The organism is Polaromonas sp. Polasp52 (assembly GCF_059491565.1).
The window spans coordinates 976,093-990,720 of sequence record NZ_CP168513.1 but is presented as its reverse complement, the minus strand read 5'-3'; the positions used below and the strand labels follow the sequence as shown (position 1 = coordinate 990,720).

General features: G+C 65.0%; 12 protein-coding genes. 8 read left to right on the top strand and 4 right to left on the bottom strand.

Annotated elements, in window-relative coordinates; all coding sequences use genetic code 11:
- The first annotated feature begins 31 nt into the window (after positions 1-31).
- Complete coding sequence (locus ACEN9P_RS04690) at positions 32-505, top strand: Lrp/AsnC family transcriptional regulator (RefSeq protein ID WP_413329932.1); 474 nt, start codon at positions 32-34, stop codon at positions 503-505.
- A 29-nt stretch (positions 506-534) separates the two neighbouring features.
- Here ACEN9P_RS04690 and ACEN9P_RS04685 read toward each other — a convergent pair whose 3' ends face one another.
- Together ACEN9P_RS04685 and ACEN9P_RS04680 are read right to left on the bottom strand one after the other, a co-directional pair.
- A complete protein-coding gene (locus ACEN9P_RS04685) occupies positions 535-2,358 on the bottom strand; it encodes a sensor domain-containing diguanylate cyclase (RefSeq protein ID WP_495621226.1) in 1,824 nt (607 codons plus the stop codon).
- A gap of 27 nt (positions 2,359-2,385) precedes the next feature.
- The gene (locus tag ACEN9P_RS04680; protein WP_477661259.1) at positions 2,386-2,850 is read right to left on the bottom strand and encodes an Lrp/AsnC family transcriptional regulator; all 465 of its coding nucleotides are present in this window, start codon (positions 2,848-2,850) and stop codon (positions 2,386-2,388) included.
- Positions 2,851-3,072: 222 nt separating this feature from the next.
- On the opposite strand from ACEN9P_RS04680, the gene ACEN9P_RS04675 reads away from it, so the two are divergent.
- From ACEN9P_RS04675 to ACEN9P_RS04655, 5 genes are all read left to right on the top strand, one after another.
- Complete coding sequence (locus tag ACEN9P_RS04675; RefSeq protein WP_477661330.1) at positions 3,073-4,089, top strand: 1-aminocyclopropane-1-carboxylate deaminase; 1,017 nt, start codon at positions 3,073-3,075, stop codon at positions 4,087-4,089.
- Positions 4,090-4,129: 40 nt separating this feature from the next.
- Positions 4,130-5,116, top strand: a complete 987-nt coding sequence (locus ACEN9P_RS04670) for a Bug family tripartite tricarboxylate transporter substrate binding protein (RefSeq protein ID WP_477661329.1) — start codon at positions 4,130-4,132, stop codon at positions 5,114-5,116.
- A gap of 2 nt (positions 5,117-5,118) precedes the next feature.
- A complete protein-coding gene (locus tag ACEN9P_RS04665) occupies positions 5,119-6,660 on the top strand; it encodes an amidase (protein ID WP_495621225.1) in 1,542 nt (513 codons plus the stop codon).
- A 91-nt stretch (positions 6,661-6,751) separates the two neighbouring features.
- On the top strand, positions 6,752-7,882 hold the full coding sequence (locus ACEN9P_RS04660; RefSeq protein WP_477661257.1) for an ABC transporter substrate-binding protein: 1,131 nt from the start codon (positions 6,752-6,754) through the stop codon (positions 7,880-7,882).
- A gap of 184 nt (positions 7,883-8,066) precedes the next feature.
- Positions 8,067-9,395 carry an esterase-like activity of phytase family protein gene (locus ACEN9P_RS04655; RefSeq protein WP_495622140.1) on the top strand — a complete coding sequence of 443 codons (1,329 nt, stop codon included), beginning with the start codon at positions 8,067-8,069 and terminating at the stop codon, positions 9,393-9,395.
- A 91-nt stretch (positions 9,396-9,486) separates the two neighbouring features.
- Here the strand turns inward: ACEN9P_RS04655 and ACEN9P_RS04650 are convergent, their stop codons facing one another.
- Positions 9,487-11,103 (bottom strand): peptide chain release factor 3, encoded by a 1,617-nt coding sequence (locus tag ACEN9P_RS04650; protein WP_007863198.1) that lies wholly within the window; start codon positions 11,101-11,103, stop codon positions 9,487-9,489.
- 25 nt (positions 11,104-11,128) lie between these two features.
- Positions 11,129-11,383 (bottom strand): DUF1653 domain-containing protein, encoded by a 255-nt coding sequence (locus tag ACEN9P_RS04645; RefSeq protein WP_477661255.1) that lies wholly within the window; start codon positions 11,381-11,383, stop codon positions 11,129-11,131.
- Positions 11,384-11,418: 35 nt separating this feature from the next.
- Between ACEN9P_RS04645 and ACEN9P_RS04640 the strand changes: the two genes are divergently transcribed.
- Positions 11,419-13,287 (top strand): M48 family metallopeptidase, encoded by a 1,869-nt coding sequence (locus tag ACEN9P_RS04640; protein WP_495621224.1) that lies wholly within the window; start codon positions 11,419-11,421, stop codon positions 13,285-13,287.
- A gap of 40 nt (positions 13,288-13,327) precedes the next feature.
- Complete coding sequence (locus tag ACEN9P_RS04635) at positions 13,328-14,581, top strand: RsmB/NOP family class I SAM-dependent RNA methyltransferase (protein WP_495621223.1); 1,254 nt, start codon at positions 13,328-13,330, stop codon at positions 14,579-14,581.
- Positions 14,582-14,628: the final 47 nt, after the last annotated feature.

Here is a 14,628-nt window from a genome sequence, read left to right as displayed (position 1 = left end):
AAAATTCTGTGAAAACCGGTTTTTACAGATGATGCAGCTTGATGCCCTCGATTTAAAGATCCTCGACGAACTGCAGCGCGACGGCTCGCTGTCCAATGTGGAGCTGTCGCGGCGTGTGCACCTGAGCCCTTCGCCCTGCCTGGCCCGCGTCAAGGCGCTGGAGGCCGGCGGCGTGATTGACCGTTATGTGGCGATTGCCAATGCCGCGGCCCTGGGCCTGGGCCTCAATGTGTTTATCTCCATCAGCCTGCGTACGCAAAGCAAGGAGTCGCTGGCCGATTTTGAGCGGCGCATCGCCGAGCACGACCAGGTGATGGAGTGTTATTTGATGTCGGGCGACAGCGACTACCTGATACGCGTGGCGGTGGCCGACATAGGCGCGCTGGAAAAATTCATCCTCGAGCAGCTGTCACCGATATCGGGGATCGAAAAAATCCGCTCGAGTTTTGCGCTCAAGCAGGTCCGGTACAAGACAGCCTTGCCCTTGCCTTTGCCCGGCCGCTGACCGGCGCGGCGCCTCAACGAGGGCTGCCGTCACCCCAGCGTGGGATGCGAGGTCTCGATCGCGTTGATCTTGGCCAGCAGGTCTTCGCGCCGGCTGGCTTCTTCGGCCGCGGCGCTGCCCGGCTCCAGCGGCGAGTCGACAAACTGCACGGGCCGTTTGGTGCCGGAGGCCATGTGGTGCAGGCGTATCTTGAGCAGGTCGGTCACCTCCGCGGCGGTTTGCGCGCGGGGCGTGTCGTGCCATATGGCGATGTGCAGGGTGAAAGCGTCGCCCTCGCCCTGCTTTTCGGAGGCGCGTATGCAGTCCGCCAGGATCTTGGTGGAAATTTCGGAAAGCACGGCGCGGCTGACGGGGCCTTCGACCAGCACCATGAAATGGTTTTCGTCGCAGCGTGCCACGGTGTCCACGTCGCGCGCGGCGCGGCGCAGGATCTCGCCGATGCGCGACAGTGCGGCGCCGCGTTTCAGGTCGCCCACCTCGTCATGGCTGGGCGCCTGGTTGAGCCAGTGCAGCATCATCGCGCCGCAGGCCAGCTTTTGCCGGCGGCCACGCAGCAGCATTGCCGGCAGCCTGGCCTCAATGATGCGCGGCAGCATCAGGCCGCTGGCCGCATCGTAGGTCGAGAGGGCCGCGCCGCGGTGGTTGGAAAACAGCGCCGCCCGGCTGCGCCAGGCGAGCACCCCGAAAATCCACAGCAGGCCGACCATGGCCGACAGCACGCCCGCGGCCTGCGCCGATTCCACATTGAGCACCCAGCCGGCGTTATAGGAAAGCCGGGCCAGCGCGGCCCCGCCTATGGGCGCGGCGCCTATCAATAAAAGAAAGTTCCAGGCCTGGCCGCGCAGCGATATCCAGACCAGGCTCGCGAGTATCGCCACGGTGGCCAGCGCCAGCCACAGGTTGCGCAGGTCGCGCGGCACAAAGTCCAGGCGGACCATGAACGCGCAGGCCATGAGCAGGCTGCCCGCCGTGACGCCGGCCAGCAGCCGGTACACGCGCGGATGGCCGTCGCGCGCATAGCTGGCCTGGGCGCAGAACCAGGCGGCCGCGGCCATGGTCACCGTGGCCGACACCCAGCCCATGACCTGGTTCAGGTGCACGCTGTAGGGCCAGATGCGCCAGCCGCCGTAGCCGATCAGCACCAGTTGCGTGAACATCAGCGTGACCACCACGGCGCCGAACCAGAGGAAGACTTTGCTGCGCGACATGCTGAAAGCGGCCAGGCACAGCACGGCCAGCACGCTGAACATGCCCCACATCAGGCCTATCACCACGCCGACCCGCGAGGCGCCGTCGATGTACTCGACGGGCGTGAGCAGCATGGGCCGCTCGGTGATGGGCCGGCGGTGTTCGAAGCGCAGGTAGTAGGTCTGCGGCTGGTCGGTGTGCGATTGCAGCTCAAAGCTCGGGACGCGGGTGCGCAGCGCCCAGTAGGCGGGGGCGATCGCCTCGCCGGCGGAATGGACCTGCCAGCCGCCTTGCGCGTCGCGCGAGTAAAGGCTTACCTTGTAGACCGCCTGGCCCGCCAGCCGGATGTACCAGGTCTGCAGGGTTTCCGTGGTGGGCAGGGCGAAGCTGGCCCAGACTTCCTGCGTATCGGAAGTGGGAAGAATGGTGTCGTCGGTGTAAGGCTGGAAGGCGCGTTTTGCGGTGGCCGCGAATTCGCCCGTGGCGAAAGCATCGGGCGATGCGATGGAATCCCTGGGCACCGCGATCCATTGCAGCGGCTGGGCCAGGGTGATCTGGGCGCTGCTTTCATACAGGCGATCAAACACCTGTGCGTGGCCTGCGCCGCAGAAGGCGCACAGCAGCATCAGGAAGAAACGGCGACACAGGCTGGCTTTGGGCGACATGCGCATAGCTTATTGCAAAAGCCCGGCCTAAACCGGAATCACCGTGGTCTCGAACACCTCCTTGAGGCAGACAAAGGTGCGGATCTGCCGCACCCCGGGCAGGCCTATGAGCTGCGCCGCATGTAGTTCGTTGAAGGAGTCGATGCTCTGGATGCGCAGCTTCACGAAGTAGTCGAACTCGCCGGTCACCAGCTGCACTTCCAGGCAGCCGCTGAGGCCGGCCGCGGCTTTTTCAAACGCCGCGAAGGAGTCGGTGGTGGAGCGGTCCAGCACCACGCCGATGATGACCAGCCCGTTGTAGCCCAGCGCGCGCGGGTTCACCAGCGCCACCGTCTTGCGGATCAGGCCGGCCTCTTTGAGCCTGGCTACCCGCCGCGAGCAGGCGGGCGGGCTCAGGCTGGTCTTTTCGGCCAGCTCGATATTGGGCAGGGAGGCGTCCTGCTGCAGCAGCTTCAGGAGCTTGCGGTCAATGCGGTCCAGCGTGTGTTCCATGGGAGGATTCTACAAATATTGCTTAGAAAGGCGAATTTATGGAATTAATTACATAAATTCATGAAAGGAAGATTATTGAGTCCGTTTGATGGGGTGTTTAAGCAACTCATTGCAGGAGGGCCTGGCTACGATTTGATTCATCGTCGCTTCAAGCTTCAGTTTCACTTTCAACCGGGAACCCCCTTCATGTCCACTTCGCTCAAGCATCCTCTTCAACACCCGCTGCAGCTCCAGAAGTTCGCCAGGCATTCGCTGACCTTCGGCCCCACGCCCATCCAGCCGCTCAAACGCCTGAGCGCCCACCTGGGCGGCAAGGTCGAACTCTTTGCCAAACGCGAAGACTGCAACAGCGGCCTGGCCTTCGGCGGCAACAAGACCCGCAAGATGGAATACCTGATTCCCGAGGCCCTGGCCCAGGGCTGCGACACGCTGGTGTCCATAGGCGGCATCCAGTCCAACCAGACGCGCCAGGTGGCGGCGGTGGCCGCGCACCTGGGCATGAAGTGCGTGCTGGTGCAGGAGAACTGGGTCAATTATTCCGACGCGGTGTATGACCGTGTGGGCAATATCGAGATGTCGCGCATCATGGGCGCCGATGTGCGCCTGGACGCGGCCGGTTTTGACATCGGCATACGCCCCAGCTGGGAACAGGCCATGGACGACGTGCGCAAGGCCGGCGGCAAGCCCTTCCCGATTCCGGCGGGCTGCTCGGAGCATCCCTATGGCGGCCTGGGCTTTGTCGGTTTTGCCGAAGAGGTGCGCGCGCAGGAGGCCGAACTCGGCTTCCAGTTCGACTACATCGTGGTCTGCTCGGTCACGGGCAGCACGCAGGCCGGCATGGTGGTGGGCTTTGCCGCCGACGGCCGGGCCGACCGCGTGATCGGCATCGATGCGTCGGCCAAGCCCGAGAAAACCCATGCGCAGATTTTGCGCATCGCGCAGAACACCGCCAAGCTGGTGGAGCTGGGCCGCCCCATCACCGCAAAAGACGTGGTGCTGGACACCGGCTACGGCGGCCCCGAGTACGGCCTGCCGAATGAAGGCACGCTGGAGGCGATCCGCCTGTGCGCGCGGCAGGAGGGCATGCTGACCGACCCGGTGTACGAGGGCAAGTCCATGCACGGAATGATTGAAAAGGTCAGGCGCGGCGAGTTTCCGGCCGGCTCGCGCGTGCTGTACGCGCACCTGGGTGGCGTGCCGGCGCTCAATGCCTACAGCTTCCTGTTTCGCAACGGTTGATCAACGCGGCTCGCGCTGCAACAAAGAGGGAACTACGATGATGAAACCAAGGTATGAGAAGCGCTTCTTCCTGGCCATGGCGCTGGCCTTGTTGGCGCCCTGGACCGGCGTCCATGCGCAGGGCTATCCGTCCAAGCCGGTCCAGCTGGTCATCCCGTTTCCGCCGGGTGGCGCCACCGACATCGCCGGGCGGCTGGTCGCCAAGAAACTGGCCGAGCGCCTGGGGCAGCCGATCGTCATCGACAATCGCCCGGGCGCCGGCACCGTCGTCGGTGCGGCCTTTGTCGCCAAGGCCGCGCCGGACGGCTACACGCTGCTGATCAGCTCTGGTTCCACCTTCACGGTGAATCCAGCGCTCATGCCCAAACTGCCCTACGACCCGATCAAGAGTTTTGAGCCTGTCGGGATGGTGGCACGCGTTCCCCTTGTTTTGCTGGCCAACGTCGATGTCCCGATCAACGACCTGAAGCAACTCATCACGGCAGTGCGCGCCGCACCGGACAAATACATGTATGGCTCGTTCGGTAACGGCACCACAGGGCACTTCGCAGGCGAAATGCTGTGGAGCACCACGGGCATCAAGCTGCAGCACATCGCCTACAAGGGCAGCGCGCCGGCGATGAACGACTTGATGGCCGGGCAAATCCCTTTCACCATTGACACCGTCGCGGCGGCGCTACCGCAGCTGAAGGCGGCCAAGCCGAGGATCAAGGCCATCGCCGTCACCGGCGAGAGCCGCGCGACGCAAATGCCCACGGTGGCGACCGTGGCGGAGAGCGGCTTCAAAGGTTTCTCGGCCGATTCCTGGCTGGCCATTGCCACGCCCAAGGGGGTGCCGGCGGATGTCAAAGCCAAGCTGCAGAAGGCGCTGGCTGACACCATGAAGGACCCGGAAATTCGCGAAAAACTCGTCGCGAACGGACTCGAGTCCGCCTGGGAGCCCGCTGCCGCGGTCGCCGCGCGCATCGAAAACGAGCTGCCCCGCATGCGCGTGATCGCCCTGCGTTCCAACATCCGGATTGATTGACGGTGGCGAGCCGCAAGGAACTGGTAGCTCTCTCGGCGGTGGAGCTGCGGCGCCTGATAGAGGCCAGGCAGGTATCGCCCGTCGAACTGCTGGAAGCCTGCATCGAGCGCATCGAGGCGGTCAACCCTTTCGTCAACGCCGTGACGGCTACCTGCTTTGAACGCGCGCGCGCCGAGGCCAAGGACGCCGAGCGCGCGGTGATGCAGGGCCGCCCGCTGGGCTTGCTGCACGGCCTGCCCATGGGCGTGAAAGACCTGGAGGCCACCGAGGGCCTGCTGACCACCCTGGGCTCGGCGCTGTACCGCGACCATGTGCCCGCGGCCGATAACGTGCTCGTGGCGAGGCTGCGCGCCGCCGGTGCCATCGTGGTCGGCAAGACCAATGTGCCCGAGCTGGGGGCCGGCGCAAACACTCGCAATGCGGTCTGGGGTGCCACCGGCAACCCCTTTGACCCCCGGCTCAATGCCGGCGGCTCGTCGGGCGGCTCGGCGGCGGCGCTGGCTTGCGACATGCTTCCGGTATGTACCGGTTCGGACACCGGTGGGTCGCTGCGCATACCGGCGGCCCTGTGCGGCGTGGTGGGTTTTCGGCCCTCGCCGGGCCTGGTGCCCAGTTCGCGCAAGCCGCTGGGCTGGACGCCGATCTCCGTGGTGGGCCCCATGGGCCGCACCGTCGCCGACACCTGCCAGCAACTGGCCGCCTCGGCCGGCGCCGCCGTGGGCGACCCGCTCAGCTATCCAGTGGATGCGGCCGGTTTTCTGAATCCGCCGCCGCTGGACCTCGGTAGCCTGCGCGTAGGCTGGACCGAGGACTTCGGCGCCTGCGATGTCGATCCCCTGATACGGGAGACCTTCGGCCGCAAGGTCCGCGCCATGTCCCACCTGTTTCGCAGTTGTGAAAAGGTGGAGTTCGACCTGGGTGAAGTGCACCGCTGCTTTGACGTGCTGCGCGCGGAGGCCTTTGTGGCCGCGACCCGCGACGCCTACGCACGCGACCCCGCCAGCCTGGGGCCCAACACGCGCGCCAACTACGAGATAGGCGCGGCGATGAGTCTGCTGGACAGCGCCTGGGCCCAGGCCGAGCAGACACGCATCCTGGCCCGCTTCAACGCCACGATGGCGGGTTATGACGTGATCCTGGCGCCGACCACGCCGCTGTCGCCCTTCCCTTGGACGACGCTGCACGCGGACACCATCGCCGGCAAGCCGCAAGCCAACTACTACCGCTGGCTGGCCCTGACCTATGTCGTGACGCTGGCCACCTTGCCGGCGCTCAGCCTGCCTTGCGGAGTCGACTACGCGGGCATGCCCTTCGGCCTGCAAATCGTCGGCCACTTCCGCGCGGACCAGCATGTGCTTGGCGTGGCGGCGGCCCTGGAGCAGGCTTTTGCCGGCTCTGATGAATTGCGGCGGCCGCGTCCCGCGCTGGACCGCCTGCGGGCCGTCGAGCCGGCGCTGACATCGATCGTCTCGGCCCCGCCGCACCCCGTCGGCTCGCCGACGACGGCAGGCGGCGCCGGACATCGCATCAGTGCCGGTGCGTGAACAAAGAAAAATCAATGGCCGGTCCAGGCGATTTGGATGTCGTTGAGGACCGAGGATAACAACGAAGATAAGAACGAGGATGAGGGCGAAGATGAGAAAAAATCAATGGATCGGCCGCCTGGCCGGCCTGGCTATCGCAAGCGGTATCACGTCATCCGTACTGGCCGCGCAGCTTGTGGTCGGCCAGGTGGCGCCCTTGACCGGTATCGACGCGAGCCAGGGCCGCGCCTACGCGGCGGGGATGCAGTTGCATTTCAACGCCGTGAACAAGGCGGGCGGCGTGAATGGAAACACCTTCATCCTGGCGCGCCGCGACGACGCCGGGCGACCCGATGAAACACTCACCCAAACGCGCGCGCTTCTGGCCGAGGACAAACCCGTGGTGCTTGCCGGCTACTTTGGAGGCCGCAATATCTCCCAGCTGGTCAGTGCGGGCGTATTGGAACGCGAGCGCATCGCACTGGTCGGCTTCCGCGCGACCGAACTGAATCTGGAAGCCCCGCAGCTTTACGGCGTACGCGCCACGCTGCGGGACGAGCTGGCGAGAATCACGGCGCACCTGGCGACGGTCGGAATCACCAGGCTCGGCTTGTTTTACGAAAATGGCCCCGGCGCCGCGCCGCTCATCGCCGCGGCACAGGAAGCGGCGGCGAACGCCAAGGCCAGGATCATCCAAACGGCGGGTTATGACGCTGGAACCAGCCGCGTGAGCGCCGCCGCCGACGCCATGCTGCAGGCATCACCGCAGGCGATCATCATGATTGCGAGCGGGGGCGCTGCTTCCAGCTTTATTGAGAAATACCGTTCAGGCGGAGGAACGGCCCAACTGTTTGCGCATTCAGGCGCGGACATCGAGCAGATGGCGAAACGGCTTTCTGAAGAGCAGATGCAAGGCATCGCGATCGCCCAGGTCACGCCCAGCCCCTACAAACTGACAAACCGGCTTTCCAAGGAGTTCAACGACATCGCGGCAGCGGCCGGAGCGCAGGACGTTCCGATCAGCTACGCCATGATGGAAGGCTTCATCGCGGCAAAGGTGATTGTTGAAGCCGCCCGGCGGCAGGGCCCGCGTGTGACCCGTGAAGGTTTTGCCACGGCTTTGGATGGACTGGACAGTTTTGACCTGGGAGGATATGTCGTCGGATTTCGCCCGGGGATGCGCAATGGTTCGCGCTTCGTGGAGATGACCATCGTCAGCGGGAACGGAAGAATCCGGCAATAGGGCAAAGCAGGGGCGATTTCCCGCTTGCCGAGGCCGGGGGGCGAGCACCCTGTGTCATCGCGACGTCACACCGGTTGGCGACCATGCGTCTTCCTTTAACCACGGATGACACATGTTCTTATCTGATTCTGGCGCCACTGCCTGTTCCTTGCCAAAGCGCCCGACCGGCCTTCTTTCCTCCCTGATGCTGGTGCTGCTGGCCTCCCCCTTGTGCGCGCTGGCACAGTCGCCCGCGGCATTTCCGGCCACGCTGGCAGGCCACGCGGTGCTGCCCGCCCAATCCTTTATCCCCGCGCCCAAGGATGCGCCGCAGGACTTGCAGGTCAGCGGCAAGTTCACCAACGGCCAGCGCACCGAGGCACTGGGCACGGTGCCGGGCCTGTCGGCGGGCCGCCCCACTGGCATGTCGCTGCCTTTCAAGGGCCAGCCGCTGCAAGGCCATTCCGGCATCAAAAAAATGGCAGACGGCACGTTCTGGATCATCACGGACAACGGCTTTGGCGCCAAGGCAAACTCGCCCGACGCCATGCTCTACCTGAACCGCTACAAGGTCGACTTCAAGGGCGGCAGCATGAAGCGGCTGGAAACGGTTTTCCTGCACGACCCGGACCGCAAAGTGCCGTTTCGCATCGTCCATGAAGGCAGCAAGAAGCGCTACCTGACCGGCAGCGACTTCGACACCGAGAGCTTTCAGTTCGCCGGCGGTGCGCTGTGGATTGGCGACGAGTTCGGCCCCTTCCTGATCAAGGCCGACCTCAAGGGCAAGGTGCTGGCGGTGTTTGAAACCCTGGTGGACGGCAAGGTCGTGCGTTCACCCGACCACCCCGCCGTCACCACGCCAGCCGCGCCCGGCGGCACGGTCGACTTCCAGGTCAAACGCTCCAAGGGTTTTGAAGGCATGGCCTCGTCGAAAGACGGCAGCAAGCTCTACGCGCTGCTCGAAGGCCCGGTGTGGAATGCCGAGGCCAAAGACTATGAGCGTGTGGCCGGCAAGGAGGCCTTGCGCGTGCTGGAGTTCGACGTGCAGGCAGGCAAGTGGAGCGGCCGCTCATGGATGTACCCGCTGGAAGCCAACGGCAATGCCATCGGCGACTTCAACATGATCGACGCCACCACGGGCCTGGTCATCGAGCGCGACAACGGCGAAGGCACGGCCGACAAGGCCTGCCCCGAGGGCCAAAAGCGCACAGACTGCTTCCACGACATTGCCAAATTCAAGCGTGTCTACAAGATTGAAATGACGGACGCCAATGTGGGCGGGCCGGTGCGCAAGATTGGCTACATCGACCTGCTCAACATTGCCGACCCCCACAAACTGGCGCGCAAACCGCTGAACGACGGCGTGCTCAAGTTCCCTTTCTTCACGATTGAGAACGTGGACGTGGTGGATGCGACTCACATCGTGGTCGGCAACGACAACAACTTGCCGTTTTCGAGCAGCCGCGAGCCTAACAAGGCCGACGACAACGAACTGGTCCTGCTCGAAGTCGGCGAGCTTTTGAACGCCAAATAAAGCAGCGCAAAAAGCCACGGGCGCCAGAAGCTATCCACCGGATAGCTTCTGGCGCCCGTTTTGCGTCTGGGGCAGGTGAGCGGAAAAGCGCTTACATCTTGGACTGGAACACCAGCCCGGCGTGCTCGCGCAGCGCATGGAACTTGATCTTGGGCCATTGCTGCTCCACGGCGCGCAGGGTGGCGCTGTGGTCCACCAGCAGGGTGGGCGCATCAACGGCGTCCAGTGCCACGCGGTGGGCATTGGCGTCCATGAATTTTTTGAGTTCGTTGGCGTCGTCGCTGGTGACCCAGCGCGCCAGGTTGAAGTTGCTGCCCATGATGCGGGCCTTGACGCCGTATTCGTGCTCCAGGCGGTGGGCGACCACTTCAAACTGCAGCTGGCCGACCGCGCCCAGCAGCAGCAATGAGCCGGCAATCGGCCGGAACACCTGGATCGCGCCTTCCTCGCCGAGCTGGGTGAGGCCGGCGCGCAGCTGCTTGCTGCGCAGCGGGTCGGCCACCTCGACGGCGCGGAACATTTCGGGCGCGAAGAAGGGCAGGCCGGTGAACTGCAGGGCCTCGCCTTCGGTCAGCGTGTCGCCCAGCTGCAGCACGCCGTGGTTGGGGATGCCGATGATGTCGCCGGCGAAGGCGGTGTCCAGCAGCTCGCGGCGCTGGCTCATGAAGCTCACCACGGTGTTGGGCCGCAGCTCCTTGCCGCTGCGCACCACCTTCAGGCGCATGCCGCGCGTGAACTCGCCGCTGGCCACGCGCAGGAAGGCGATGCGGTCGCGGTGGGCCGGGTCCATATTGGCCTGGATCTTGAACACCACGCCGGAGAATTTTTTCTCCTCGGGGTGCACCACGCGCTGGATGGCTCCGCGCTCGGCGGGCGCGGGCGCCAGGTCGACCAGCGCGTCCAGCACTTCCTGCACGCCGAAGTTGTTGATGGCCGAGCCGAAAAACATGGGCGTCTGCCTGCCGGCCAGGAATTCGGCGCGGTCGAACTCGGGCGTGGCGCCGGCCACCAGTTCGATCTCGCCCTGGGCCTGGGCGTATTCGGCGCCGAAGCGTTTGGCGGCCTCGGCGTTGTCCAGGCCGGCCAGGATTTCGTCGTCGCCGCCGGCTTTTTCCTCGCCGGGGCTGAAGACGCGCATGCGGTCCTCGCGCCTGTCATAGACGCCGTGAAACAGCTTGCCCATGCCGACGGGCCAGGTGAAGGGGATGACCGTCATGCCGAGTTCGCGCTCGATCTCGTCCATCACGCTCATCGGGTCCTGCACCTCGCGGTCCATCTTGTTGACGAAGGTCAGGATGGGCGTGTTGCGCGCGCGGCAGACCTGCAGCAGGCGGCGCGTCTGCGGCTCGACGCCGTTGGCCGCGTCGATCACCATCAGCGCCGCGTCCACGGCGGTCAGCACGCGGTAGGTGTCTTCCGAGAAGTCCTGGTGGCCCGGGGTGTCCAGCAGGTTGATGACACAGTCGCGGTATTCCATCTGCATGACCGAGCTGGCCACGGAGATGCCGCGCTGCTTTTCGATTTCCATCCAGTCGGAAGTGGCGTGGCGCGCGGCCTTGCGGGCCTTGACGCTGCCGGCGATCTGGATCGCGCCCGAGAACAGCAGCAGCTTTTCGGTCAGCGTGGTTTTACCCGCGTCGGGGTGGGAGATGATGGCAAACGTGCGGCGGCGTTTGACCTGTTTTTCGATTTCGGTGGATTCGGACATAACCCACGATTATCGGTGACGGCGCTTATTCGGGCGCCGGGCCGGGTTGAAGCGCGAAACGCGGCTGCCTGACGCCGTCTATCACCACCTCTTCATTGAACATGGCGGCGGGCCGCACCCACAGGCCTTTTTCGCCGTAAAGCGCGCGGTACAACGTCATGGGCTCCAGGCTTTCGCTGTGGCGTACGGTGCCGACCACCTCGTAAAGCATGCCTTTGTAGTGGCGGTAGAGGCCCGGCGGGGTTTCAATCAGGGGCGGCAGGTTGGGGTCTGGGTTCATGGGTAAGATTGTCGCCAACAAAAACGGGAGGGCTGATGGAGCGGGCAGATTTCATCCATTTGGTGCGCCTGAGCGAGCATGCCAGCGCCGACGACAGCAAAGCCTACCGCCGCAGCGTGGCGGCTTTCGCGGCGCTCGGTTATGCCTGGGTCGTCGCTTGCCTGCTGCTGTCCGCCGGCATCCTGGCCTGGGTCGCCAGCGCCATGATGCATGGGCGCATCAAGGGCTTTTATGTCGCCCTGGTCGTCGCGGCCGGGGGATTGCTCTGGACCTGCCTGCGGGCGCTGTGGTGCCGTTTTGACGAGCCGGAAGGCGTGGTGCTGCAGCCGGCCGACGCGCCGGCCCTGTTCGAGGCGCTGGAGCGTATCCGCAAGAAGATCAAGGGCCCGCCCATACACCGCGTGCGGCTGGACGCGGACTTCAACGCCAGCATCCGGCAGCACCCGCGCTTTGGCCTGTTCGGCGGCGGCGTCAACTACCTCAATATCGGCCTGCCGCTGCTGATGGCGCTGGACCGTCCGCGCTTTCTGGCCGTGCTGGCCCATGAGTACGGCCATTTGCGCGGCGACCACGGCCGCTTCGCCGCCTGGATTTACCGCACGCGCCTGAGCTGGGCCATGCTCAACCACGGCCTGCGCAACGACGAAGGCCCGGTGGCGGCGGCTACGCAGGCCTTTTTGCGCTGGTACTTTCCACGGTTTTCGGCCAAGACCTTTGCACTGGCCCGCCAGGACGAATACGAGGCCGACCGCATCTCCGGAAAGCTGCTGGGCAAGGATGTGGCCGCCGCGGCGCTGACCGAACTGGCCGTCAAGGGCGACTGGGTCGCCAGGGAGTTCTGGCCTGAGCACTGGAGCGCCGCCGCGGCCCAGCCCTTGCCGGTGGGGCCGTACGCGGCCATGCGGCCCCTGTTGGGACTGGCGCCGCCCGGGGATTTCGCCCGCGAGTCGCTGCGTCAGGCCCTGCGCCGCATCAGCGATGTGGACGACACCCACCCGGGCCTGCGCGACCGGCTGGAGGCGCTGAAAGCCGGCAAAAACCTGCCGGCGTGGTCTGCTTCTTCGCGCTCCGCGCTGGCGCTGCTGGGCGACGGCGGTGCCAAATGGATCGCGCATTTCGACAAGCAATGGTGCAGGGACAACGCCAGCGACTGGAAGCAGCACCACGCCTACCTGGGGCGGGTGCGGGCCCGAGCCGAAGCCCTGGCTTCCAGCGAAAAGCGCAACAACGCCGAGGAAATGGTCGAGCTGGGCAACCTGCGGCGCCGCCTGGACGCGCGGGCCGATGTGCGCGGCCACTATGAGCGCGCGCTGCAGATGACGCCCGGCCATGCCGGGGCCTTGCGCGGCCTGGCGCAATGCCTGCCGGCCGCCGAACGCGCGCTGCGCATGGATTGCCTGGGGCAGCTGTTCGAGCACAGCGCGGCCAACCGCTGGTGGGCTTGCCGGGTGGCGGTGGCCGAGATGGAGCAGCCCGCGGTCGACGGCAGTTTTGACGAAAAGGCCCTGGCCTTGTGGCGCGAGCGGCTCAAGCAGGCGGAAGAAGCCGAGGGGCGTGCCTGGGAGGAACTGACCGAAACGCCGTTTTTCCAGGCCATAGGGCGCCATGACCTCAGCAACTTTGAACAGGGCGAGCTGCAGGCGCAGCTTGCGCGTTGCAAGCCGGTGGCGCGGGCCTGGCTGGTGCGCAAAAACCTCAAGGAGTTTGCGCACAGGCGCTGCTACCTGCTGTTCCTGGAACTGCCGGGTCTGGACGATGAATCGCGCTACGTGCTGTGCCGTGACCTGGAGCGCTCGCTGGACCTGCCGGGCCCTGTGCTGGTCCTGTGGGCCGGCTATTCGCCCACGCTGGGGGACATCGAACGCAACGCTTTTGAGGCCGTCTACCTGCGCACCATGGACTGAACCGGATTGAGCCGTGCGGCAAGGATGGGACAATGGGGCCATGCACCCCAAAGCCTTACTCGACAGTTGTTCCGAGCTTCTCAAGCAGGTTCTCAAATTTGATCATCCCGCCGACATGGTGGTTTCGCGCTACTTCCGCGACTACCGGCTCGGCCCGCGCGAGCGTGCCACCGTGGCGGAAACCATCTACGGCGTGCTGCGCAAAAAAAACCTCTATACCTACCTGGCCCAGCACGGCAGCGGCCCGCTGGAGCGGCGCCTGGCGATCCTGGGTTTTGCCGCCGAGCGCGACTTTTTGCTGGGCGCGCTGACCGAGCAGGAAAAAGACTGGCTGTCCCGCTGCGACCAGGTGAAGCCGGGCGACCTGATGGAATTGCATCGCCACAACCTGCCCCAGTGGCTGGTCGAGCCGCTCAAGGAGCAATTGGGTGACGATTTCTGGCCGCTGGTCGAAAGCCTCAATGCGCCGGCCGGACTGGATTTGCGCGTCAATACGCTGAAGGACAAGCGCGCCGAAACCCAGAAAGAGCTCTCCAAGGCGGGCATCAAGACCGTTGCCACGCCGTATTCGCCCTGGGGCCTGCGCATAGACGGCAAGCCCCAGCTGGCCAAGCTGGACGCCTTCACGCGCGGTGCCATCGAGGTGCAGGACGAGGGCTCGCAGCTGCTGGCCCTGCTGGTGGATGCCAAACGCGGCGAGATGGTGGTCGATTTTTGCGCCGGCGCCGGCGGCAAGACGCTGGCCCTGGGTGCATCCATGCGCAACACCGGGCGCCTGTACGCCTTTGACACCTCCGGCCACCGGCTGGATGCGCTCAAGCCCCGGCTGGCGCGCAGCGGGCTGTCGAATGTGCACCCCGTGGCCATCGCCCATGAGCGCGACGACCGCATCAAGCGCCTGGCCGGCAAGATAGACCGGGTGCTGGTCGACGCGCCATGCTCGGGCCTGGGTACTTTGCGGCGCAACCCCGACCTCAAATGGCGGCAGACACCCAAGGCCATCGAAGAGCTCCAGGCCAAACAAACCGCGATTTTGCAGAGCGCCGCGCGGCTTTTAAAGCCCGGCGGCCGGCTGGTTTATGCCACCTGCAGCGTTCTGCGCGAAGAAAACGAGGCGATTGCCGAAGCCTTCAGCGCGGCCAATACAGGGTTTAACGTCCTTGAAACCGGGCCCTTGTTGACCCATTTGGGGGTGGAACATGCCGAAAAACTCTGCCGCGGCCCCTACCTTCGCCTCTGGCCCTACTTGCACCAGACTGACGGGTTTTTCGCCGCAGTATGGCAAAAGTCCTGATATTTTTGCCAGCAAAAGACGACAGATAGGCTGATGTTACATATTTA